A 23,096-nucleotide genomic window follows, 5' to 3' on the forward strand; every position below is an offset into this window, starting at 1 on the left:
GACCTACCATGTCAAACTTCCTGTCCTACGAACAAGACGGGCACGTCGTCACGTTGACGATGTCGGAACCCGAGCGCCGGAACCCACTGACGGGCAATACGGCCGTGCCCGAATTCCTGGCCGCGATCGAGCGTATCGAGTCCGATACGTCGGTCCGCGCCGTGATCATCACCGGAAGCGGTACCGCATTCTCGTCGGGCGGCAACATCCACGAAATGAAGCGGCAGGCATCCGGGACTGCCTCGGCAATGGACGTCAGACGGGACTATCGCCATGGCATTCAGCGGCTGCCGCTTGCGCTGTTCAATCTGGAGGTCCCGGTCATCGCCGCCGTCAACGGTCCGGCACTGGGGGCAGGCCTCGATCTCACCTGCATGTGCGACATCCGCATCGCGTCGCGGGCCGCCCAGTTTGCGGAGAGCTTCGTCAAGCTGGGCATCATTCCCGGCGATGGCGGCGCCTGGCTGTTGCCGCGGATCATCGGGATGTCGCGCGCGGCGGAGCTTACGTTCACGGGCAAGGCCATCGACGCGCAAACGGCGCTCGAATGGAATCTCGTTTCACAGGTAGTCGAACCTGAGGCTCTGCTGCCCACGGCCCGGGAGATCGCGGACGCCATCGCGGCAAACCCGCCGCATGCGGTCCGATTGGCCAAGCGCCTGCTGCGCGAAGGCATGCACACGTCGCTGGGCACGCTGCTGGAACTGTCCGCCGTCTATCAAGCGGTCTCGCATCAGGCCGCCGATCACAAGGAAGCCGTGGAAGCGTTCCTCGACAAGCGCAAACCCGTATTCAAGGGATAAAGCGGTGACGGCCGGCGGTTTCCCGCACCGACGTGGCGGCGGGAAACGGCTCGCCTGAGAGCAATGGGGCCGTAGCGGGAATGCCCCGCGACATGCGTATGTGCCCGTATTGCGACGCACGGCATGTTTCAATAAGCTCCATGTCTCACGCGCCCCCCGGAGCCAGGACACGACATTGAGATGCGGCGCTCCGTCACCCTTCCAGGAATATGGATCTACGTCGCATCAGGCACTTTGTCGTACTTGCCGAGACCCTGAACTTCCGGCGCGCCGCCGAGCGGCTGCATATTGCCCAGCCGGCCCTGACCGTCTCCATACAGAAACTCGAGGCAGAGCTGGACACGACCTTGTTCCTGCGCGATGCCAGGGGCGTGGCGCTGACTGCCAGCGGGCGGGTCGCGTTGCTGGAGGCAAAGCGCATCCTGTTCCACGCTGGCCAGTTCAGCGAGCGGGTACACGCAGCCGCCAGCGGTCTGGGTGGCACATTGCGCGTGGGATTCGTCGGCTCCACGACGTATCAGGTACTCCCGCGACTCGTCTCGCGCTTCCGCGAGGAGTATCCGGGCATCGAACTCGTACTGAAGGAGGCAACGTCGACCAGCATTCTTCGGAGCCTGGAAGAGGAAGTCCTGGATGTCGGCCTCATCAGGACGCCATTGATGTCCAGGGGCACTGCCACGCTGATTTCACTGCAGGAAGACCGGTTCGTTGCCGCGCTGCCACGGCGCAATCCGCTGGCGGCAAAGCAACCGCTTACGCTCGCCGACCTTGCCCAAGAGCGGTTCGTCATGTACGCCCAGACCGAAGCCTCGGGCCTGCACGCCGCTGCGATGGCGGCATGTCAGACCGCCGGGTTCCTCCCCCGGATCACGCAGGAAGCCACGCAGATCCAGACGGTACTGGCACTGGTGGAAAGCGGCCTTGGCGTCGCGTTGGTCCCGTCGATCATGCGTCGATTCGGCAGTGACAAGCTGGTCTATTCGACACTGGCCAACTATCCCAACACGACAAGCATCGGCATCGCCCTGGCCTTTTCCCCGCACGCCGATGGTCCGGCCATCAGGCATTTCCGCGAAGTGGCGATTGCGGAGTTCGCCGGCGACGCGCCGGCCGCATAGGCTTCGGTCCGGATCGAAAGCGAACCCTGACCGAAGCCACAGCGACGACGCCTCGCCGGCGGCACCTCAGAGTTCGCGCGCGATCAGCTCCTTCATGATCTCGTTCGAGCCACCGTAGATCTTGCTGACCCGCGCATTCACGTACATCCGCGCAATCGGGTACTCCATCATGTAGCCATAACCGCCGTGCAACTGCAGGCATTCGTCGATGATCTCGCACGAACGCTGGGTGCACCACCACTTGGCCATCGCCGCCGTGCCCGGGTCCAGTTCGCCACGCAGGATCTTCTCCATGCAATCGTTGACGAAGCTGCGCGCGATGGTCGCGTTGGTCTTGCACTCCGCCAACCGGAATCGGGTGTTCTGCAATTCGATCAGTGACTCGCCGAAGACTTTGCGATTGCGCACGTACTCGATCGTCAGGCCCAGCGCGCGCTCCATCGATGCCAATGCGCCCAGCGCGATGATCATGCGCTCCTGCGGCAACTGCTGCATAAGCTGGTAGAAGCCCTTGCCCTCTTCGGTGCCGAGCAGGTTCGCGCAAGGCACGCGCATGTCGTCGAAGAACAACTCAGCGGTGTCCTGGCCCTTCTGCCCCATCTTCTCCAGGATGCGACCGCGGCGGAATCCCTGCTGGCCATCGGTCTCGACCACGACGATCGACACGCCGCGCGCGCCCGCCTCGGGATCGGTCTTGCAGATCACCAGGATCAGGTTGGCGTGATAGCCGTTCGTGATGAAGGTCTTCGAACCATTGATGACGTAGCTGTCGCCGTCCTTCAGCGCGCGCGTCTTGACACTCTTGAGGTCCGAACCCGCGCCGGGCTCCGACATGGCGATGGCGGCAACCAGCTCGCCGGTCGCCATCTTCGGCAACCACTTGCGTTTCTGATCCTCGGTGCCGTAGCGCAGGATGTAGTGGGCAACGATGCCGCTGTGCACGTTGGTGCCGAGGCTGCTTACGCCGGCCCGCGCCTGTTCCATCGTGATGATGGCCTCATGGGCGAACGTTCCGCCGCCGCCACCGTACTCTTCGGGAATGCTCGCGCAGAGCATCCCCATCTCGCCAGCCTTGTACCAGACTTCGCGGTCGATGTACTGCTGCTTCCACCAACGATCCTCGTTGGGTGCGAGTTCGCGCTCGACGAACTTGCGAATGCCATCCTGGAAGATCTCCAGGTCGCCGCTGATCCAGGGCAAAGGGTTGGTCATGATGCGATGTCTCCTGCTTAGATGGTGTTGGATGCGTTGGATGCGTTGGACGATGACAGCGTCATCAGTCGAGTGTCAGGTTGGCGAGCCGGATGGTCTCTCCCCAGCGCTTCTGATCCTTGCTGACCAGTTCGGCGAATTTCGGCTGCGGCTCTCCGCCAGGCATACCACCCATTTCGCGAAAGCGCCGCACGACTTCAGGGTCCTCCATGACTTTCGCCAGGCTCGCCTGCATCTTCGCGACCACGTCCGGGGGCGTCTTTGCCGCGCCGAAGAACCCCAGCCAGCCCTGCACGACGAAATCCTTCACCCCGGCCTCTGCCATGGTCGGCACGTCTGGCATGCTGGCCTGACGTTCATCGCTCGTTACCGCCAGCGCGCGCAGCTTGCCGCTTCGAATCTGCGGCAGCGACTGGGTCAGGTTGTCGAACATGAAAGTGGTCTCGCCGGCGAGCACTGACGTGGTGGCGGGCGTCGATCCCTTGTAGGGCACATGGATGGCGTTGGTGCCCGTACGCTGCGTGAACATCAGCGACGTCAGATGCGTGGTCTGCCCAATGCCGGCCGACGCATACGTGAGCTTGCCCGGTTCCTTCTTCAGGAGCGCCAAGAGGTCTGCCACGCTCTTCACGGGCAACTGGGCATTGACGACCAGCACGTTCGGGAACGAGATCATGTCGGTGACCGGCACGAAGTCCTGCGGCTTGTAGCTCAGCTTTTTGTAGGCCGTGTAGTTGATCGCGTGCGAGCCGGTATTGCCGACGAGCCAGGTGTATCCATCGGCGGGCGCATTCAGGAAGGCCTGCGTGCCAATGATCCCGCCCGAGCCGGCGCGATTGTCGACCACCACGGGTTGGCCCAGCAATGCCGAGAGCTTCTGCGCGACGATGCGGGCCGGAATATCGGTCGTGCCACCCGGCGCGCCGGGAACGATGATCGTGATGGGCCGCGTTGGCCATGCCTGCGCGTTCGCCGGTTCCGCGGCGATCATGCCGATCGCGCCAAGCGCGAGGCTGGCGCCAAACGCCAGCGAACTGAAGGTCCTGCGTTGCATTTGTCGTCTCCTGATTGGTTGTGTCGGCTCAACCATTTTTTTCTTGTCACCGCCCGCGTATTCACGCGGGGGCGCATGTCTTTCTTGCTGCGACGGGTCTGTTATCGCGGGCGCTGCCACCGCGAAAGGCCGCCCCTGATCAGGCTCGGGGCGGCCAATCCAGACAGGGTGTTACTTGCCGGTCCAGACCGGCTTGCGCTTCTCCGCAAATGCCGCCGCGCCTTCACGCGCGTCGGCCGAGGTGAAAACCGACTCGATCAGCGGCCGTTGACGCTCGAACATTTCTTCGCGGGTCCAGTCGCCCGATTGCACCACCACCTGCTTGCTCGCGGCGATGGCCAGCGGCCCGTTGGCGCCGACCGCAGCGGCCAGTTGCAGCGCGGCATCCAGCGCGCCGCCTGCCTCGGTCAAGCGATTGACGAGACCCAGTTCGTAGGCACGCGTGGCCGGCAGCATGTCGCCGGTCAGGCTGTACTCCATGGCGACGTGGTACGGCACGCGACGCGGCAAGCGCATCAGGCCGCCAGCGGCTGCAGCCAGGCCTCGCTTGACTTCTGGCAGGCCGAACTTTGCTTCGCGCGAGGCCACGACCAGATCGCAGGCGAGCACGAGTTCGAAGCCACCCGCCAGCGCGTAGCCCTCGACCGCGGCGATCAACACCTTGCGCGGCGGGCGCTCGGTCACACCACCGAAGCCACGCCCCGGAATGCTGGGCCGCTTGCCGGCGAGGAACCCCTTCAGGTCCATGCCGGAACAGAAGGTGTTGCCGGCACCGGTCAGCACGGCGATGCTCAGGTCGTCGCGCGCATCGAGTTCGTCCAGCGCTGCGGCAATGGCGGTGGCCGTTTCGAAGTCCATCGCGTTGCGCGCTTCGGGGCGGTTGATGGTCAGCACCATCACGTTGCCGCGGATCTCCTTGACTAGCGTATCGGTCATGATCGACTCCTTAGCGCGGGGCCATGCGGATGGCGCCATCCAGACGGATGGTCTCGCCATTGAGCATCGGATTCTCGAGGATGTGCAACGCGGTGGACGCGTACTCGTCCGGCGCGCCCAGGCGGGCCGGGTGCGGCACCATCGCGCCCAGCGAGGCCTTCACGTTATCGGGCAGACGGGCCAGCAGCGGCGTATCGAACAGGCCCGGGGCGATCGTGCAGACGCGGATCATGCGCTGGGCCAGATCACGTGCCGCCACGATGGTCATGCCGACGATGCCCGCCTTGGCCGATGCGTACGGAATCTGGCCGATCTGGCCTTCGTAGGCCGCCACAGACGCGGTCAGCACGCAGGCGCCGCGCTCGCCGTCGATGGGCTCGTTGGTCGCCATGCGTGCCGCGCCCAGACGCAGCACGTTGAAGGTGCCAATCAGGTTGATCCGCACCACGCGCTCATAGGCTTCGAGCGAACCGGGCGAACCGTCCTTTTCCACCACACGTACCGCGCCACCGAGCCCCGCGCAATGCACGAGCGCGCGCAGCGGCCCCATCGCGACTGCGGCGTCGAACACGCGCGTCATCTGGTCGGTATCGGTGACGTCGGCCTGGACGAACGTGGCATTGGGACCCAGCGCATCCAGCGCGGCGGCGGCGCGTTCTTCCGAGATATCGGCAATCACCACCTTGACACCCTTCTCCACAAGGCGTTTGGCGCTGGCAAGGCCGAGGCCGGAGGCACCGCCGGTCACGACGGCGGACATGGTCTGGTCGAGTTTCATGCTTGTTTTTCCTGTTCGTATGGGATTGCGATGGGCGTCAGACGCGCTCGATGATCGTGGCGTTTGCCATGCCGCCCGCTTCGCACATCGACTGCAGGCCAAAGCGCTCGCCGCTGTCTTCCAGCGCATGGAGCATGGTGGTCATCAGCCGCACGCCCGATGCGCCAAGCGGGTGGCCCAGCGCGATCGCGCCACCGCGCGGGTTCAGGCGCGCGCCATCGGCCTTCATCGTCTTCTGCCAGGCCAACGGCACACTGGCGAATGCTTCATTGATTTCGTAGTGGGCGATCTGGTCGAGCGTCATGTCGGTCTTCGCCAGCACGCGCTGGGTGGCGGGAATCGGCGCGGTCAGCATCTCCAGCGGATTGGCGCCGATCACGTCGAAGCCGACAAAACGCGCGCGCGGCTTGAGGCCGAGCTTCGTGGCCATGCGCTCGCTGACGATCAGGATTGCCGCCGCGCCATCACTGATCTGCGAGGCGTTGCCGGCGGTAACGTTCCAGCCGATCTGCGGAAAGCGGGCGCTCAGCTCGTCGTTGCGGAATGGCGACTCCAGCGTCGCCAGGCGCTCCACGGTGGTGTTGGCGCGGATCGTCTCGTCCTGCTCCACCAGACCGTTCACGGTCTGGATGCCGACGATCTCGCGCTTGAATCCGCCGGCTGCCTGGGCGGCGGCGGCGCGCTGGTGCGAGCGCGCCGAGTAGCTGTCCATGTCGTGGCGGGAAAGCTCCCACTTGGCGGCAACCAGCTCGGCCGACACGCCCTGCCCGACCAGCCCCGGCGCGTAGCGTTCCTCGAACGACGGACCATATGGGTTCTGGCCAATACGCGCCGCGCCCATCGGCACCCGGCTCATGGACTCGATGCCGCAGGCAATCACGATGTCGTACGCGCCGGCCATGATGCCCTGCGCGGCAAAGTGAACGGCCTGCTGGCTCGAACCGCACTTGCGGTCGATGGTGGTAGCCGGCACGTGCTCCGGAAAGCCCGCCGCCAGCCAGGCCACGCGCCCAACCCCTGCGGACTGTTCGCCGGCCTGCGTCACGCAACCGGTAATGACGTCGTCGACCAGACCCGGATCAAGGTCATTGCGCCGCACGAGTTGCGACAGTACCTGGGCCAGCAGTTCGGTGGCATGGAGTTCGGTAAAGGCTGAGCCGGGCTTGGAACGGCCCAGCGGCGAACGGATTGCGTCGATGATGAAAGCTTGCTGCATGTGTCTCCCCCTGATCCTGGTAGTAGGAAAAATGAGATGGGTGGCTCAAAATATCGGTTGGTGTGACATATCTTCAATCAGATTTAGCCAAAAAGTCCAGCATCTCGCCTCGAAATTTCCCTTGACCGACTCTTTTTTTGAATTGCAGAATAGAATTTATGAGACAAAAGTTCCGAAAAACGTCGATATCGATGGACCAGGAGCATCTGAAGTGACATCACTGCCACCTACCGCACCCGTCACCGGGGGCGAGAGCGAAGGCGAACAGGAAGGTCGCCTGGTGAGCGCGCTCGCACGCGGCATCGGCATCCTTGGCTGCTTTTCGACCACCGTTCAGGAACTGTCTGGCAAGGAACTGATGGAACTGACGGGGCTGCCCAAGCCCACGCTGTTCCGACTGCTCGACACGCTGTGCGAACTCGGCCTGCTGCGCTATTCCGAGCGGCTATCGAAATACGTGCCCGGACTCGGCCTGCTGAACCTGGCCGCGCCAGCGCTCGCCCGGATGACGATCCGCCAGCTGGCCCGCCCGCTGATGCAGGAACTGGCAGATCACATCGAAGGACAAGTCCAGCTGCTCGCGGGGATTGGCACCAATCTGAGCTACGTCGAAGTGGCGCAGGGTGCGGGTTCGCAGTTGTTCCGCTCTGAAATCGGGATGCGCGTCTCGCTGTCGCGCACGGCATCCGGCCGGGCGTACCTGTTGATGCTGTCCGAGTCCGAACGCAAGGCGTGGCTCGACGGCTTCGCGCGACGCGACCCATCGCGCAAGGAATGGCTCGACGAGCGCCTTGCCACGGCACAGCGTGATCTGAGCGAGCATGGCTTCTCGCGCAGCTACGGCGACCTGCACCGCGAAATCGAAACCATCGCCGTGCCGATGCAGAAACGCCGCGATGGTGAGGCCTGGGTGCTCGCCGCCGCCGTGCCGATCTACAGCGAACAGTGCAGACGGCTGAAGGAAGACCTCGGCCCGCGCCTGCTGACGCTCTTGCGCAATGTGGAGGCATCGCTGGGCGCATAGCGTCGCAAAAGAATACAAAACCAACAGGAGGAGACGACCTGTTATGACAACGCTGCACGACTGGGCAACCGTGGCGCCGCAAAAGCCGGCATTGATCCAGGCTGAATCGGGCCACGTCATCACGTATGGCGAGCTGGACGCGCGCGCGATCCGCGCGGCGCAATGGCTGGTGTCGCGTGGACTGGAAGCCGGCGACTGCATCGCCGTGCTGGTGGAGAATCACCCGGGCCTGATCGAGATTGCATCCGCGGCGCGGCGCGTCGGGCTGTACTACACCGCAGTCAACACGCACCTGAGCCCGGCGGAAGCGGCCTACGTGCTGAAAGATTGCGGGGCGAAACTGCTGATTGCGTCGCCCGCCATGTTGCCGCTGGTCGAAGCAGTACGCGCGGCCGATGCCCACGCGCTCGATCTGCCTGTCTTCGTGCTGGCTGGCGCGTCAAACCTGCCGCCAGGCTTTGAAGCGTACGAAGCCGCGATCTCCGCGTTCGCCCCCGACGCTACCCTGCCCCCGCGCCCGGTCGGCCGCGACATGCTCTATTCGTCCGGTACCACCGGCCACCCCAAGGGCATCCGCCGGCCGCTCACGCCGTACGAAGACCGCGACAAACCCGAGCTTGAAATCATCGCCTGGCGCCGTGCATTCGGTTTCGACGAGAACACGGTCTACCTGTCCACTGCGCCGTTCTATCACGCCGCGCCGCTGCGCTACATCATGCGCACGCTTGACGTCGGCGGCACATGCGTCGCCATGGCGAAATACGACGCCGAGGGCGCACTGGCCGCAGTCGAGCGCTACCGCGTCACACATAGCCAGTGGGTGCCGACGATGTTCGTGCGCCTGCTGGGCCTGCCCGAAGAGGCACGCCGCCGTTACGACCTCTCGTCGATGAAGGTCGCCATCCACGCCGCCGCGCCATGTCCGGTCCATGTCAAACAGGCCATGCTCGACTGGTGGGGCGACATCCTCTACGAGTACTACGCCGGCTCCGAAGGCGCCGGCACGACCTCCATCGGGCCACTGGAATGGCGCAAGTATCCGGGCTCGGTCGGACGCGCGTCGGCCGGCGTCATCCATATCGTGGATGACGCCGGCAACGAGTTGCCGCCCAACGAAGTCGGCATGATCTTCTTCTCGGGCGTGGCGACGTTCTCGTATCACAACGCCCCGGAGAAGACGCGATCCGCGTACAACGACAAGGGCTGGGCCACCTACGGAGACCTCGGCTACGTCAACGAGGAAGGGTATCTGTTCCTGAGCGACCGGCGCGCGGACCTGATCCTGTCGGGCGGCGTAAACGTCTATCCACAGGAAATCGAAAGCGTGCTGATGCAGCACCCGTCGGTGGCGGACGTCGCCGTGATCGGCGTGCCCGATCCAGAGTTGGGCGAGGTACCGAAGGCCGTGATCGAACTACGTGACGGCAGGGCCGCCACGCCGGATCTGGCGCAGGACATCGTCGACTACTGCCAGGGCAGGCTCGGTCGCCTGAAGCTGCCGCGCACGGTGGTCTTCGACGAACGCCTGCCACGCACCCCCACCGGCAAGCTGTTGCGACGCGAACTGAAGGACCGCCATCGCGAGCAACCGCACTCCGGGCATGCCGTGCGGACCGGTCGCGCCTGACCGTATCGACCCGGCGTGGCCCGGCCGCCTGATGACTGCAGGGTTGGAGGGTTGGGGCCCCAGCGCATGGAAATGCGGCTATGCTGGCGGCAAAACGTCATCAAGAACGCCAGCCACTGGGGACAATTCATGCGCCTGAGCCAACTTCAGGACTTCATTGCCGTGGCCGAGACCGGCAGCATCCGGGCCGGCGCCAAGGCCCGCGATGTCTCGGGTCCGGCCATCACCAAGAGCATTCGCCTGCTCGAAGAAGAACTGCATGTGCCGTTGCTGACACGCACCACGCGCGGCGTGGTGCTGTCGCGCTATGGCGAGGCATTTCTGCGGCGCGCGCAACTCATCGCCAGCGAGGCGCGCAAGGCCACCGACGAGATGTCGCAGATGCTGGGCACGCGCAATGGCGTGGTCCGTATCGGCGCCACGGGCGGCCCGGCGCACCTGCTGCTGCCGGCCGTGCTCAAGCGCTTTCGCTCGCAACACCCGGACGTCCAGGTCTGCATCGACAGCGGCGTCTATCCGGCCCACCTTTCCGATCTGCGCGCCGGTGTCATGGACATGGCAGTCAGCCCGATTCCGGACGAGGGCATCGAGCGCGAGTTTGTCTCCGAGCCGCTGTACGACAATGATTCGGTGGTGGTGGCACACAAGGACCATCCGCTGCGCAACGCCCGCAGGCTGCGCGAACTGGTGGGGTCGGAGTGGGTGCTGACGGGCCAGCGGATGCACGGCCCGGGCGCCGCGATTCTGGACGCCTTCCGGGAACTCGATCTGCCGTTGCCGCGCGTGGCCGTGCGTTGCGACACCATCGGCATGATCCAGACACTGCTTGAAGACCGGTCGCTGCTCTGCCTGCTACCGCGCCAGCTGGTGCCCGGCCAACTGGCCAGCGCGAATCTGGTGGCGCTGCCCATCGAGGATCCGTTGCCCAGCCATGCGGTATGCCTGATCTACCGGGCCGATTCCCCGATGACGCCCGTGGCGGAGCAGTTCGCCACGCTGTTGCGGCGAGAAGTGCACTATCTCGGCAAGCAGCCGGACAGCCCACTCCGCAGACAGGTACCCCGCGCCACGGAAATGGCCGGCTAGCGCACCGCGGACGAGCCGGGAACTCACTTTCAGTTGCGGGTGCTAACCAGCGGTTCACACCCGACCTGCCCCAAAAGGCCGCCAGGCCGCGCTAGTACTGCGCTCGCCGGCTCCAGCGGTGGTCCCGCCGGGACTTTCCCCACTGCATATAACGGCGAATCTGCGCGTGAATATCCCTTCGTCAACTGGAAGGGACCCGCATGAACGCAATCGAGGACCGCCCCGCCGCGCTGATCACCGGCAAGGGCATCGACGCCATTGGAGATGGCATCTGGCTGCTGCATGGCCAAGGCCAGAGCTTCGTCGCCGATGTGGGTGGCGGGTTGCTGGTGGTCGACAGCGGTCCCGGCGGACGCATTACGGCGGGCATGATCGAGGTCCTGCGCACGCAGACGGACCTGCCCGTCCTGGCGATCTGCTACAGCCACGGTCACCTGGGCTACAACGCCGGCGTGAAGCAGTGGCTCGACCATGCCGCGCAACGTGGCGACCCCGCGCCGCGCATCCTGGCGCATGCCAACGTGCTGGCCCGCCAGAAGCGCTATCGGGAAACGCAGCGGATGCAGGAGCGCATGGCCGAGATCCAGTTCCGCCACGCCAGCGGCGCCCTGGCCGGCAAGCTGGGCCAGAACCGACCTACCGAGACCTTCACCGAAGGCATCACGGTCGGGCATGGTGACCGGCGCGCCGAGATCTTGTGGGCGCCATCGGAGACCGACGATGCCGTCGCCGTCTGGCTGCCCGGAAGCCGATTGCTCTACGGCGGCCCCGCCGTGATCGACTCCATCCCGAATGTCGGCACACCGTTCCGCACCATGCGCGACACCGTGCGCTGGGCGGAGACGCTCGAACGGCTGGCCAGCCTGCGACCCGAAACCGTCGTCCGTGAATTTGGGCCGTCCCTCCAAGGCGAGGACACTTGCCAGCACGTACTGCTGCACACCGCCAGGGCACTGCGCTGGATGCGCGAAGAGGTGGTGCGACTGATGAACGCGGGCTGCAACGAGCGTGAGATGCTGGCCGCGCTGCAACCACCACCGGATCTGTTCGAGCAGCCGTGGATGCAGCCTACCTACGGCGACCCGACCTATATCGCCCGCGATATCTACCGCTCCGAAAACGGCTGGTGGGATCGCAACGCCACGACGCTGCATCCGGCCGCGCCGCAGGCGGTAGCCGACGAGATCGCAGCGGCCATCGCCGATCACGGCGCGATCGTGCGGCACGCCCGCGGACTGGCGGATCGCGGCGAGATCCAGTTGGCCCTGCATGTGATCGACCTGCTGGCGCAGGCATCCGGCGATGCTCCGCATGTCGTGGAGGCTCGTCAGCTCAAGGCCGAATGGCTGCGCGCCCGCTCGAAACAGGTGCGCAGCTATGTATCGCGCAGCCTCTACGTCGCGGCGGCCATGGTCCTGGAAAGCGGCTCGGACGACAACTTCGGCATCCACTAGGAGCCCGCCATGCCGTTCCCACAGTCTGTCGATGACATTGCCAACGACATCGCCGACCATCGCCGGCGCAATGCATTGCGCCTGCTCGCGATGCTCGGTCTGGGCGCCGCGCTGCGCCCCGCTGGCGCGGCTGCCACCTGGCCCTCGCGCCCTATCCGCCTCGTGGTGCCTGCTTCCGCCGGAAGCGGTCCCGATCTTTTCGCCCGTCCGCTGGCTGAAATGATCGGCAAGCGTCTGGGCCAATCGTTCGTGATCGACAACAAGCCGGGCGCCACCGGCATCATTGGCAACGACATCGTCGCCAAGGCCACGCCGGACGGTCAGACCCTGCTGTTCACTTACGCGGCAACGGTAGTCATCAACCAGACGCTGCAGCCAAAGATGCCGTACGACGGCCTGCGCGACCTCGCTCCCATCGCCCAGATCGGCGCAGGCGGCAACTTCCTTGTGGTGGCGCCCGACTTCCCCGCCCGCAACCTCAAGGAGTTCGTCGCACACATACGCGCGCGGCCGGATGCCTATGACTACGCGTCCTGGGGCATCGGCTCGGGCGGCCATCTGACGATGGAGGCCCTGAAGATGCAGACGGGCATACGCCTGCGGCACGTGCCCTACAAGACGGTGCCGCAGATCCTGAACGACATGCAGGGCGGCATCGTGCGCGTGGCCTTTGTCGACACCTCGTCGTCGCTGCCATTGCTTCGTGCGGGAAAGCTGCGCGCGCTGGCTGTCAGCGGAACGCGGCGCGGCTCCGCCTCGCCCGACGTGCTCACGATGACCGAGCAGGGCTATCCGTTCGACACCAACAGCTGGTACGGCATGTTCGCGCCAGCAGGCACCCCCGACGCGATCGTGCAACGGCTCAACGCGGAAGTGAACCTCGCCCTTGCCAGCGCCGAGATGCGCGAACGTTTCATGCAGCTGAACATGGCCGATCCACCGATCAAGACCACCGCGCAGTTCGCGCAGACCGTGCGCGACGACGTGACGGCGTGGGGCAACGTGATCCGCGCCAACCACATCACCGTGGACTGACCATCGGAACCCGAAGACACCATGACCCTGAACGCCACCACACTTGACCAGCGCATTGGCGACGCCTTCGTCTACACCTTCCCCTTGCATGACGTGGCGCGCACGCGCTGGCGCTTCACGCAGCAGGCGCCCACGCGCGGCAAGCCGGCTAACCGGCTGTATCACAACCGGCATCTGCTGGACGATCGCGCCCGGCAAGTGACAATGCCCAATAACGACACGTTGTACTCGTCGGCGTGGCTCGACCTGTCCGACGCACCCGTGACGCTGGCGATGCCTGACATGGGTGACCGCTACTACAGCGTGGCACTGCTCGATGCCTTCACGAACAACTTCGCCTGCCTGGGCCCGCGCACCAACGGCCCCGGCGCCCACACGTTCGTGATAGCCGGCCCGGCACACCATGCCAGCGCGGCAAAGGTGCTACCGGTCGGCGCGACCCTGGTCCGGGCGCCTTGCAACGATGTCTGGCTGCTGACGCGCACGCTCGTCGATGGCGAACACGATGCCCCCGCCGTGCATGCGCTACAGGACCAGATGCTGTTGCAGGCCAGCGCCATGGAACCCAAGCGGTTCATCACCACACCCGACGAATCCAGTCCGGCCGCATATCTGTCGCTCGTCAACGAGGCCCTGGCGCGCAACGGCGTACCGGCCGACGAACAGTTCATGGTCGACGGGTGGGCCGATCTTGGCATCCGGGCTGGCGCGCTGGACACATGGAGCACGCTCGATCCGCAGGTGCGCGATGCCTGGACGCGGCTGTGGCCGGCGCTGCGCCACCGGCTCGAACACCCGCCCAAGGGCAGCATCCGTCGAAGCGGTCCCAAGGGCTCGTGGTTCAGTGGCATGGACCATATCGGCAACTTCGGCAATGACTACGTGTACCGCGCCTACATCGCGCTCGTCGGACTCGGCGCGCTGGAACGCGCGGAAGCGATCTATGCAACCGCCCTGGTGGATGGCGACGGACAGGCATTCGACGGTGGGCACCGCTATCGGCTGCGCGTGCCTGCGAACATGCCTGTCGACGCCTTCTGGTCGTTGTCGATGTACGAGTTCGAACCGGATGGCCGGCGCTTCTTCACGGCCAACCCGCTCCGCCGTTATGCGATTGGGGACCGCACACCCGGACTGATACGCAATGCGGACGGATCGCTCGACATCGCCATCCAGCACGCGCAACCCGAGGGTGGCACCGCCAACTGGCTGCCCGCGCCTGCGGGCCGGTTCTCGATGGCCCTGCGGTATTACCACCCACAGGCCGACCTGATCGAGCACCGGTTCGTGATGGCGGACACGGAGCGCGTCGCCGGGTAATCTGGGCGGGGCAGTCCGATGCGTCGGCGCCCCGCCTGACAGCCGTCAGAACTTGCCGCCCTTCCAGTCGCCCGGCAGGTTCTTGTTGAGGAACTTGCGCATATCGCTGCCGCGGAAGCGGGGCACGGCTCGGCCATAGGGCTTGGCACCCGCTTCCGGCGTCATCGCATCGACGAATTCCCAGTACGTTCTTATAGTTGGGTATGCGATTGGCGCTGCCTGCCTGCGCTCAGAAACGAACATTGAGCGTGGCCTGGACGCCATGGTCCTGGGCATTGCCGGCGATCTGTCCCTGATAGGCCAGACCCAGCGTTGCCGTGCGGCCGACCTTGACGTCGAATCCGGCCTCGATCACGGCGCTGTCCTTGGCGATCGGCACCCCGGCCACGGTGAAGGCGCCACCGGCCGAGAAGGCCAGCGTCGCGAGCGGGGTCACGTCGCCGAACGCGTGGCGCCAGCCCAGCGCGCCACGCGCGGTGACGTCCGCGCCGCCGAATTCGAGGCGAGTCGAGACGCGCGTGCCAAGGGTGGTGAAGGTGGTGTCGGTGTTCTGTCCGCTTGCCTGCAATGCGGCCGCGCCGCCCTGCTCGCGGAAGCCATCGGTGTGGAGATGGACATACGCGAGGTTGGCGAACGGCTCCAACGCAACGGCGCGCGCGTCGATGCGATAGCCGAGGTCCGCGAAAGCCTGCGCGGTGCCCGCGTCGGCATTGGCCTTGAGCGAGTCGTTCATGCCCGCCACGGCCACCGAGCGCCGCGTGTCGAGGTTGTTCCAGCTATAGGCCACGCCGGTGCGCAAACCCAGCGCGCCCCACTGCGTGCCGCCGTACAGGCCGAGATGATAGTTGTCGCTGCCGCCGGACGATGCGTTGTCCGCATCGAGACTGGTATGGCTGTAGCCGGCCAGCGCGCCCACGCGCCAGTTGTCGCCAAGCACGGAGGTATCCAGGCCCAGCAACACACCACCCGTCGATCGCCTCAGGCGGGCGGCATTGCCGTCGCTGTCACTGTGGCCCCAACTGCCGAAGGCCTGGATCCAGCTGACCGGTCCTGCGGCGTTGGGGGCAGCCAGTACATTGCGACCGTCGCTTCGCGTCATCACCGGCGCGGCCGAAGCCCCGACGCCATCGAACGCCGCGCGCAAGCGCCCGGTGGCGGCATCGCGCACGAAGCGGCTATCCTCGATCAGCGCCGTTTTCGCGGAAGCGTAGATCTCCCCGGAGAACCCATCGAAGCTGGCCCGGACCAGCGCCTGATCATCGGGCAACAGCGCGACGGCGTCATACACCGCGTGGCCCGCAGCCAGCCCGATGCTGTCGATGGCGGCGGCTGTGGCACGCTGGTTGCGCGTGCCGGCGACCGTGGCGAAACCAATGTCATTGCGCTTCAGGTCCAGCATGACCTTGCCGGCGGCATAGTCGTAACTCACGCTGGGCGCGAGGAATGCGAAATCCGAAGTGACGCTGTCGAACTTGCCGGACAGCGCACCGTCTGCCGTCAGGATGGTGTAGGTCGAACGCAGCTGGTAGTCGCCGCTGGCGCCAACGTGGGCCACCGTGCCGCCGTCCAGCGTGGCCTTGCCGGTGACGTGGACGAGATCAGCCTCGGTGCCCAGCGGATTGACCTCGACGACGAAGCGCGCGTCGCGTTGCACGGTCAGGTCGCCGTTCACCGTGAGCGTGCCGATGGAATTGCCGGGCGACAGCGTGCCGCCCGAAGCGATCGTCACGTGCGAACCCTGGCCAGAGCCGATCGTTCCATTACCGCCGAGGACCGCGCCGCTACCGACAATCAACGATCCGCCGAGCGCGCCATTCAATGCCAGTCGTCCGCCCGCGATCGAGGTGGTACCTGCAAAGCCTGCGCTATTTCCGCTCAGGCTGAGCGTGCCCGTGCCCGTCTTGTTGAACACGCCGCTGCCGGAGAGAACGCCTGCGTAGTTCGCATCGGTGGCCTGCCCGAAGGTGAGCGAAGCGCCCGACGCGATGGCCGCGTTGCCACTGAAGCGTTCGGCGGCGCTGGTCAGGCCGCCGGCCTGGATCGACCAGTCCAGCACCGAGGTGCCGCCGAGCACGAGCCCGCCCGCCCCACGCTTGACCATGCTGCCGTTCGTACCGTCGAAACCGACGATGTCGCCAGCGAAATGGGCATCGGTCGCCTGATCGAAGATGACGGTGCCCGCATTGCCAACCTGACCCGAGATCGAAGCGGCATTGCCGATCAGCGTGCCGGACTGCACGACGGTATTGCCATAGGCGTTGCCGGTGTTGTCCAGCCTCAGCGTGCCAGTACCCAACTTGGTCAGATTGCCGCTGCCAGAGACCGTGCCGGTCAGGCCTAGCTCGGTACCAGCAGCCACATCGAAGACGCCCGACTGCGTCAGCATCACCGCGCGTGCTGTGTCGAAGCTGCCGGTGCTCGCCAGCGTGCCGCCAGTGAAGGTCACCCCACCCTGTGCCGCGCCAAGGTTGGCGTCCGCCGACACTCGCAAGGTGCCGCCACGCAGTTCGGTGCCGCCCGTGTAGGTATTGACGCCAGAGAGCACCAGCGTGCCGTAGTCGGACTTGACCAGCGTGCTCGCGCCAGTGAGCGCCGAGGCGATGGTGGCCGTCTGGCCCGTGCCGGCCGTCGTGCCATCGCCAACGCGGATGATGCTTTGACCGCCCGCCCCCTGCAGCGTGATGGCGTCACCCTGCACGCGGTAGCCATCGGTAGCGAACTGCATGCCGGTTACGCCAAGGGCGCCGGCACTGCCGTCGACCTGCACCGTGCCCGCCACGCCCTGGAACACCGCAAACGTCGGATTGGGCTGGAATGGACCATTCGCAGCACCGTCGGCGCCGGTCCAGTTGTGCCCATCGGCCCGCCACGTACCGTTGCCGCCATCGACCACGCCGTTGTTCCGGCGCGTGGGGTCTCCACCGTCCCAGAAGCCAAGGGAGTTGCCGATGGTAGAGAGCAGGTTGACCTGGCCCGCGACAGCGGTCTGCACACTGAGGTTGTCCGCTCGAACCCCTGCCGGTGTCGTGCCGATAACAACGCCGCTGTACGTCAGGCTGCCGCCATAGTTGAACAGGCGATAGATGCCTGCACCGAAGCCGCCCTGATCGGTCACGTTGAGCGTGCCCTCCAGTCTCAGGTTGCCGCCGACGTCGAACAGTGCGTTGCCTGTAGCCCCGCCAAGCGCGACGTTTATGGCGCTACTCGTACCCAGCGTCAGGTTGCCGGTCACGGCCAGCGTCTGGCCTTGCTGGCCCCCGATCACGCCGCTGCTACTGGCATCCAGGTCGCCCTGGATGCGACCGACACCACCAACCTCGCCTCGCGCGGACGCGCTGACGTTGCCGATAAACGTGCCATCGACTCGCAGATGCCCCGTGCCGATCACCGATGCGCTGCCACCCAGCCGGTTATCGACGATCAGCGTGCCGCCCGCCACCGTCGTGGTCCCGTCGAAACGGGAACTGTCGGCGGCCAGGTGCGTCACGCCGGCATAGTGGTTGACGGCGTGGCTGCCCGTGCCGACGACGATCAAGGCTGGGTCGAAGCGGTAATTGACAGCGGTGTGGTTGAAGTTGAGCGAGTCCGACCCCGTGCCGAATTCGACGCGTGTCGCTTGGAGAATGCCTGCCCCCACCGCAGCCAGCGGATCGGTCGACGCCGCGCCAATCGTAAGCGTGCCGGCGCCCGCCGAAGCAAAATTGCCGTTCACGCCTAATGACAACGCGCTGCTCCCCCGGATGCCAAGCTCGACCGTACCGCCATCGGCGATGGTGAGCGCGCCCGAGCCATAGTTGGTCAGATAGCCGTCACCCAGAATGAGACCGCCGGCGTTGCTCCAGCGTGATGCGGCACCGCTCACGCTGACCGAGCCGAAGCTGTCCGGCAGCCTGCCAATGATGCTGTGCTGCGTGACAAGCAAGCCTCCGGCTTCGATCGACACCGAGCCAATGCCGTTCCGTTCGCCGACGCGCAGGTAACCGTCGTTACTCCAGATCGATCCCGCCCCCGACACGGTGACCGCACCGTTGCCGCCGTACCGCCCGACGAAGGCATCGTTGCTGGTCACTCTGCCGCCCGCCATCACATCGAGCCGGCCACTGCCACCATCGGCGCCGACATGGAGACCACTGCGACTCGCCCAAAGCGAGCCCGCGCCAGTCACCGTTGCCCGTGCCGTGCCTTGCGTGGCGTTGATCCTGGCGCTCGTGTTGGTCACCTGGCCGCCGCCGTCGATCGTCAGATGGCCATCGCGATTGCCGCCGACGAGAATGTCGCCGTTGGCCCGCCAGGCAGCCAGCGCGCCAGACACCTCCACGCCGGCCGGTGCCAACGCACTGGCACTGTCGATCTGTCCCGCGCTGGTGCCCAGGACGTTGGCAATCACCAGCGTGCCGCCCGCGACCGTGGTGGTGCCCTTGAAGCCAGAACTGTCGCCGGTCAGCCGCGTGACGCCGGCATAGTGATTGAGTGCGTGCGTGCCGGTACTGGCGCTGTTCAAGACCGTGCCGAACGTGTAGCTGCTGTCGGTATGGTTGAAGTTGAGCGTGGCCGCGCCGGCGCCGAAGTCGATGCGTGGGGTGTCGAGCATGCCTGCGCCGCGCGCGTCGGCCGCATTGGTGCTGGCGGCGCCGATGTTGATGGTGCCGACACTGCCGACGGTCTGCCCCAACGTTAGTACGTTGACCACCGACACGCGGCCCGCATCGGCAATGTTCAACGTGCCGGTGCCGTAGCCGCCGACCTCCATGCTCTGCCAACTATCCCAAAGCGAGCCTTGGCCGGACACGCTGACCGCCCCAATTCCAGCCGCACGGGCACCGATGGAAGCCCCCGCGGTCGTTATCAGCGTGCCGCCACCCTCGATACTCAGCCAGCCGGTGCCACCCCCCCCCACTGTCAGCAAGGAGCTCACGATCCAGGATGGCGTCTGCGCGGGCGCTCCCCCCGGAGCAACATCCCCGCCGCCCGTGACCGATTGCGCCCAGACGCCCGGCGGGCCGCCGATGATGGCCAGCGCGGCCGCCAGCCCGGCCACGGCCCTGGCGCGGCGGGCCAGCCGGCTGTGGGATGGGCAACCGCCCTTGCCCTGTCCGTGGGCAAGCTCACTGGCGACCTGCCAAAGACCGAGGTGTCGATTGAAAACAATGCGATGGGTACGATTCATGAGTACTTCCGTAATCTGAAGCGGCGACGTGGCCGGCAGGCACCGAGGACCGTGGGAGTCGTGCGGTGCCTGGTGGTATCGGGAGGGCGCTATACCGCGCGCCGGTGCCAATGGCGTCTTTCCGTCCGCCCGCCGCGCGGGCATGGAAGTTGTCCCGATTCGATTTGCTGCGCTGTGTCGGTGGCAGGCTGGCGGCCGCAACGCTTGATGATTCGCTTCAGATTCATGACGACTTCCCCGGAGCCGGTGGCCAAGTCGATGAACGACTCGATGACCGACTTGATGACCAATGGCATCCACGCCGTGTGCGTGACCCGGCGTGGTGCGGTGTTTGGAATAGGAATGCGTGACTTGGCAGCCGGGATGCCCGGCCTGCCACCCGTGCCCTGACCGTGTCTTGGACGTGTCTTGAGGCAGGAGGCAATTAGATAAGTGACGGCAACGCCTGCCTATCACTGCAAACTGGTATTTCGCCGCGATGCGCCAGCAGGGCGACGGCACCATCGCGAATCCCGGCGACATACCCCACCAAATACTGGTTTCAAGGGATGGCCCGGTGTGGTCGGCGCGCCGCATAATGCGCGCTGATCCGTTTCTCTGGGAGCCCGGGCCGATGCCCTTGCGCATGCTTGCCGCCGATCTGACCTTGCCTGCGCCGGCGCTGCTGGTGGAGGACGACCCGTTGGTCGCTCGCCGGCTGGAGAACCTGCTGCAACAACTCGGCTATGCGCCAGACGCGCTTGTACTGGCCGCCTCGCTGGCCGAAGCGCGCGCCCGCGTGGCGGACCAGCCCGTGGCACTGGCACTGGTGGATCTGGGCCTGCCCGACGGCAGCGGCATCGACCTGATCGCCGAGTTGCGCGCGGCCGACCCAGGACTGGGCATTCTGGTGATTTCTGCCTGGAGCACCCAGGATGCGATCCTGGCCGCGCTGCGTGCCGGGGCCACCGGCTACGTGGTCAAGGAGCGCGACGATCTGGAAGTTGCAATGGCCCTGCGCAGCGTGCTGCGCGGCGGCGCGCCCATCGACCCGTTCATCGCCCGGCGCATCATTGAGGAACTGCATCCCGGCCCGAGCGATTCGGCCAACGCGCAGACGCCCGAACCATCGGCCGAACGCCTGAGCCCGCGCGAACACCAGATCCTGCGACTGGTGGCGGACGGGCTGGGCAACCGCGAGATCGCCGAGCACCTGTTCCTGTCGCGCTACACCGTGGAATGCCACATCAAGCATATCTATCGCAAGCTCGCCGTCTCGTCGCGCACCAGGGCGATCAACGCGGCGCGCTCGCGTGGCTTGCTGGGATGAAGGGCTGGCTCGCCTGCCTCGCGCACCTCGTGCTGTGGCTGGTTGCGGCGTCGGCCTGGGCGCAGACACCAACGGCCCAATGCTCGGTGCGCATCCTCACCGTCAGCACGGCCGAAGCGGGCCCGCAAGGCGCACGCCCCGATCCCTCGCAATGGCGCACGGTCACGTTGCCCGACGACTGGAGCCGCCGTCAGCCCGGCTTCGGCGGTAGCGTCTGGTATCGCCTCGACTGGCAGCGCGAATGCCCGGGCACACAGCGCGAACCGGTCGCGCTGGTACTGCAATCGGTGGTGATGGCGGGCGAAGCCTTCATCAACGACGAGCTACTGTGGCGGGACGCGCAGCTCACCGAGCCGCTGTCGCGGAGCTGGAACCTGCCGCGCCATTGGCGCCTGCCCGAAGCCTGGATACATGACGGCGTGAACACGCTCTGGGTGCGCGTGGTGGGTGTGGCCGGGCAGTCCCTGGGGCTGGGGCCGGTTTTCCTTGGTGATCCGCTGGCGATGCAGCAGCGCTATGACGAACTCTTGTGGCGCTATCGCACGCTGTTCATGATCAACATCATCGTGTCGGGCGTGATGGCGGCACTGTTCTTCTGCATCTGGGTGGTGCGGCGCGAACAGACCGCTTATGGCTGGTACGCGCTCATGTACCTGTTCTGGGTACTGTTCATCGCCAACGTGCTGGTGACCACCCCCTGGCCGTGGCACAGCACGCTGACGGTGGCGCGCTTCAACACCATGGCGCTGCTGTTGTCGATCGCCTGCTTCTGCGTGTTCACCTGGCGCTTTGGCGGGCAGCATCTGCCGCGCATCGAACGGGCACTGTGGTGGGTCACCGGCATACTGCTGGCCGCCCAGGTGGTGGTGCCGGATGCGTATGTAGGTCACGCGCAGTTGGTGGGCGTCATGGTTGCCGCCGCGATCTTCTACGTCAATGATTTGCAGTTTCTGGTCCATGCGCTGCGCACACGCCAGCGGGAGCACGCGCTGCTGGCAGGCTGCCTGCTGATCCTGCTGGCCGCCAGCGTGCACGACCTCCTGCTGTTGCTGGCCGTTCTCCCCGGGTCGTTCCCAATCTCGCCTTACACCAGCATTGTGGTCACCCTATGCCTGTCCGGCATCCTGGGGCTGCGCCACGCGCACAACGTGCGTCGTATCGAGCAATTCAATCAGGAACTGGCCGACGGCATCACCAACGCCCGCGCCGAACTGGCCACGACCCTGGCGCGCGAGCACGCGCTGACGCTGGGCAACACCCGTCTGCAAGAACGCCTGCAGATCGCGCACGACCTGCATGACGGCGTGGGCGGATCGCTGGTGCACATGATGGCTCTGGTCGAACAGAGCGAGGCACCGCTGCAGCGCCAGCACGTGCTTTCCATGCTCAAACTGATCCGCGATGACCTGCGCCAGACCATCGACAGCAGCGCCAGTGTCGGCGTCGAGGTACCGGCGACGCCACTGGAGTGGATCGCGCCTCTGCGCTACCGCTTTACGGAGTTGTTCGACGAACTGGGCATCGCCATCGACTGGCAGTGCCCCGCCCAGTGGCGGACACCGCCCACCGCCCTGCAGTGCCTGGCACTGATCCGCCTGCTGGAAGAATCACTGACCAACGTCGTCAAGCACAGCCGCGCGCGGCGCGTGCGCGTCTGCCTGGAACTCCCCGATGCCAATCGGCTGTTGCTGAGCATCGACGACGATGGCGTCGGCTTCGACGTCGCGGCAGTGCAGCAAGCCGGCATGAGCGTGGGGATGCGCAGCATGCACCTTCGCATTGCGCGTGTGGGCGGCACGCTGACCGTGAACGCGCAGCCAGGCCACACCATGCTGGTGGCTGAACTGGCACTCAAATCCGTCCAGCCGCCGCAAACGGACGGCGATGCCACTCCCAAGGCACTGCAAACGTCTTCGTAAAGCACGGTACGCTGCCTTCCGCGTCACTACTCGCGCAA

General features: G+C 65.8%; 18 protein-coding genes. 11 read left to right on the plus strand and 7 right to left on the minus strand.

Annotated elements, in window-relative coordinates; genetic code table 11:
* Positions 1-8 precede the first annotated feature (8 nt).
* Both B2246_RS16185 and B2246_RS16190 read left to right on the plus strand, forming a co-directional pair.
* Positions 9-803 carry a crotonase/enoyl-CoA hydratase family protein gene (locus B2246_RS16185; protein ID WP_035883989.1) on the plus strand — a complete coding sequence of 265 codons (795 nt, stop codon included), beginning with the start codon at positions 9-11 and terminating at the stop codon, positions 801-803.
* Between the two features lie 209 nt (positions 804-1,012).
* Positions 1,013-1,921 (plus strand): LysR family transcriptional regulator, encoded by a 909-nt coding sequence (locus B2246_RS16190; RefSeq protein ID WP_011519556.1) that lies wholly within the window; start codon positions 1,013-1,015, stop codon positions 1,919-1,921.
* A gap of 66 nt (positions 1,922-1,987) precedes the next feature.
* On the opposite strand, the gene B2246_RS16195 is transcribed toward B2246_RS16190, so the two are convergent.
* The 5 genes from B2246_RS16195 to B2246_RS16215 form a co-directional block, all read right to left on the minus strand.
* A complete protein-coding gene (locus B2246_RS16195) occupies positions 1,988-3,133 on the minus strand; it encodes an acyl-CoA dehydrogenase family protein (protein WP_008645297.1) in 1,146 nt (381 codons plus the stop codon).
* A 64-nt stretch (positions 3,134-3,197) separates the two neighbouring features.
* Positions 3,198-4,187: a Bug family tripartite tricarboxylate transporter substrate binding protein gene (locus tag B2246_RS16200; protein ID WP_286881881.1), complete on the minus strand. Its 990-nt coding sequence runs from the start codon at positions 4,185-4,187 to the stop codon at positions 3,198-3,200.
* Positions 4,188-4,358: 171 nt separating this feature from the next.
* Positions 4,359-5,123 carry a crotonase/enoyl-CoA hydratase family protein gene (locus tag B2246_RS16205; protein WP_008645301.1) on the minus strand — a complete coding sequence of 255 codons (765 nt, stop codon included), beginning with the start codon at positions 5,121-5,123 and terminating at the stop codon, positions 4,359-4,361.
* Positions 5,124-5,133: 10 nt separating this feature from the next.
* Positions 5,134-5,901: an SDR family NAD(P)-dependent oxidoreductase gene (locus B2246_RS16210; RefSeq protein WP_008645304.1), complete on the minus strand. Its 768-nt coding sequence runs from the start codon at positions 5,899-5,901 to the stop codon at positions 5,134-5,136.
* A 37-nt stretch (positions 5,902-5,938) separates the two neighbouring features.
* Complete coding sequence (locus B2246_RS16215) at positions 5,939-7,117, minus strand: thiolase family protein (protein ID WP_286881880.1); 1,179 nt, start codon at positions 7,115-7,117, stop codon at positions 5,939-5,941.
* 211 nt (positions 7,118-7,328) lie between these two features.
* On the opposite strand from B2246_RS16215, the gene B2246_RS16220 reads away from it, so the two are divergent.
* From B2246_RS16220 to B2246_RS16245, 6 genes are all read left to right on the plus strand, one after another.
* Positions 7,329-8,141, plus strand: coding sequence for an IclR family transcriptional regulator (locus B2246_RS16220; protein ID WP_286881879.1), 813 nt, complete (start codon positions 7,329-7,331; stop codon positions 8,139-8,141).
* Between the two features lie 43 nt (positions 8,142-8,184).
* Positions 8,185-9,768: an acyl-CoA synthetase gene (locus B2246_RS16225; RefSeq protein WP_008645313.1), complete on the plus strand. Its 1,584-nt coding sequence runs from the start codon at positions 8,185-8,187 to the stop codon at positions 9,766-9,768.
* 129 nt (positions 9,769-9,897) lie between these two features.
* On the plus strand, positions 9,898-10,854 hold the full coding sequence (locus B2246_RS16230; protein ID WP_035884145.1) for a LysR substrate-binding domain-containing protein: 957 nt from the start codon (positions 9,898-9,900) through the stop codon (positions 10,852-10,854).
* A 200-nt stretch (positions 10,855-11,054) separates the two neighbouring features.
* The gene (locus B2246_RS16235; RefSeq protein WP_286881878.1) at positions 11,055-12,308 is read left to right on the plus strand and encodes an alkyl sulfatase dimerization domain-containing protein; all 1,254 of its coding nucleotides are present in this window, start codon (positions 11,055-11,057) and stop codon (positions 12,306-12,308) included.
* 9 nt (positions 12,309-12,317) lie between these two features.
* Complete coding sequence (locus B2246_RS16240) at positions 12,318-13,343, plus strand: Bug family tripartite tricarboxylate transporter substrate binding protein (RefSeq protein WP_286881877.1); 1,026 nt, start codon at positions 12,318-12,320, stop codon at positions 13,341-13,343.
* Between the two features lie 21 nt (positions 13,344-13,364).
* Positions 13,365-14,663, plus strand: a complete 1,299-nt coding sequence (locus B2246_RS16245; protein ID WP_286881876.1) for a DUF1254 domain-containing protein — start codon at positions 13,365-13,367, stop codon at positions 14,661-14,663.
* A gap of 45 nt (positions 14,664-14,708) precedes the next feature.
* On the opposite strand, the gene B2246_RS16250 is transcribed toward B2246_RS16245, so the two are convergent.
* Together B2246_RS16250 and B2246_RS16255 are read right to left on the minus strand one after the other, a co-directional pair.
* Positions 14,709-14,906, minus strand: a complete 198-nt coding sequence (locus B2246_RS16250; RefSeq protein ID WP_286881875.1) for a hypothetical protein — start codon at positions 14,904-14,906, stop codon at positions 14,709-14,711.
* The gene (locus B2246_RS16255; RefSeq protein WP_286881874.1) at positions 14,893-19,830 is read right to left on the minus strand and encodes an autotransporter domain-containing protein; all 4,938 of its coding nucleotides are present in this window, start codon (positions 19,828-19,830) and stop codon (positions 14,893-14,895) included. The genes B2246_RS16250 and B2246_RS16255 overlap by 14 nt, the downstream gene beginning before the upstream one ends.
* A 225-nt stretch (positions 19,831-20,055) precedes the next feature.
* Here B2246_RS16255 and B2246_RS16260 point away from each other — a divergent pair, with 225 nt between their 5' ends.
* From B2246_RS16260 to B2246_RS16270, 3 genes are all read left to right on the plus strand, one after another.
* Positions 20,056-20,220, plus strand: coding sequence for a hypothetical protein (locus B2246_RS16260; protein WP_234707062.1), 165 nt, complete (start codon positions 20,056-20,058; stop codon positions 20,218-20,220).
* 223 nt (positions 20,221-20,443) lie between these two features.
* The gene (locus tag B2246_RS16265) at positions 20,444-21,139 is read left to right on the plus strand and encodes a response regulator (protein WP_008646240.1); all 696 of its coding nucleotides are present in this window, start codon (positions 20,444-20,446) and stop codon (positions 21,137-21,139) included.
* On the plus strand, positions 21,136-23,058 hold the full coding sequence (locus B2246_RS16270; RefSeq protein ID WP_286881873.1) for a sensor histidine kinase: 1,923 nt from the start codon (positions 21,136-21,138) through the stop codon (positions 23,056-23,058). Before B2246_RS16265 ends, B2246_RS16270 begins: the two co-directional genes overlap by 4 nt.
* Positions 23,059-23,096: the final 38 nt, after the last annotated feature.

Origin of the sequence: Cupriavidus sp. UBA2010, from assembly GCF_002335265.1 — a bacterium.
In the GTDB taxonomy this organism is placed as follows: Bacteria; Pseudomonadota; Gammaproteobacteria; order Burkholderiales; family Burkholderiaceae; genus Cupriavidus; species Cupriavidus metallidurans.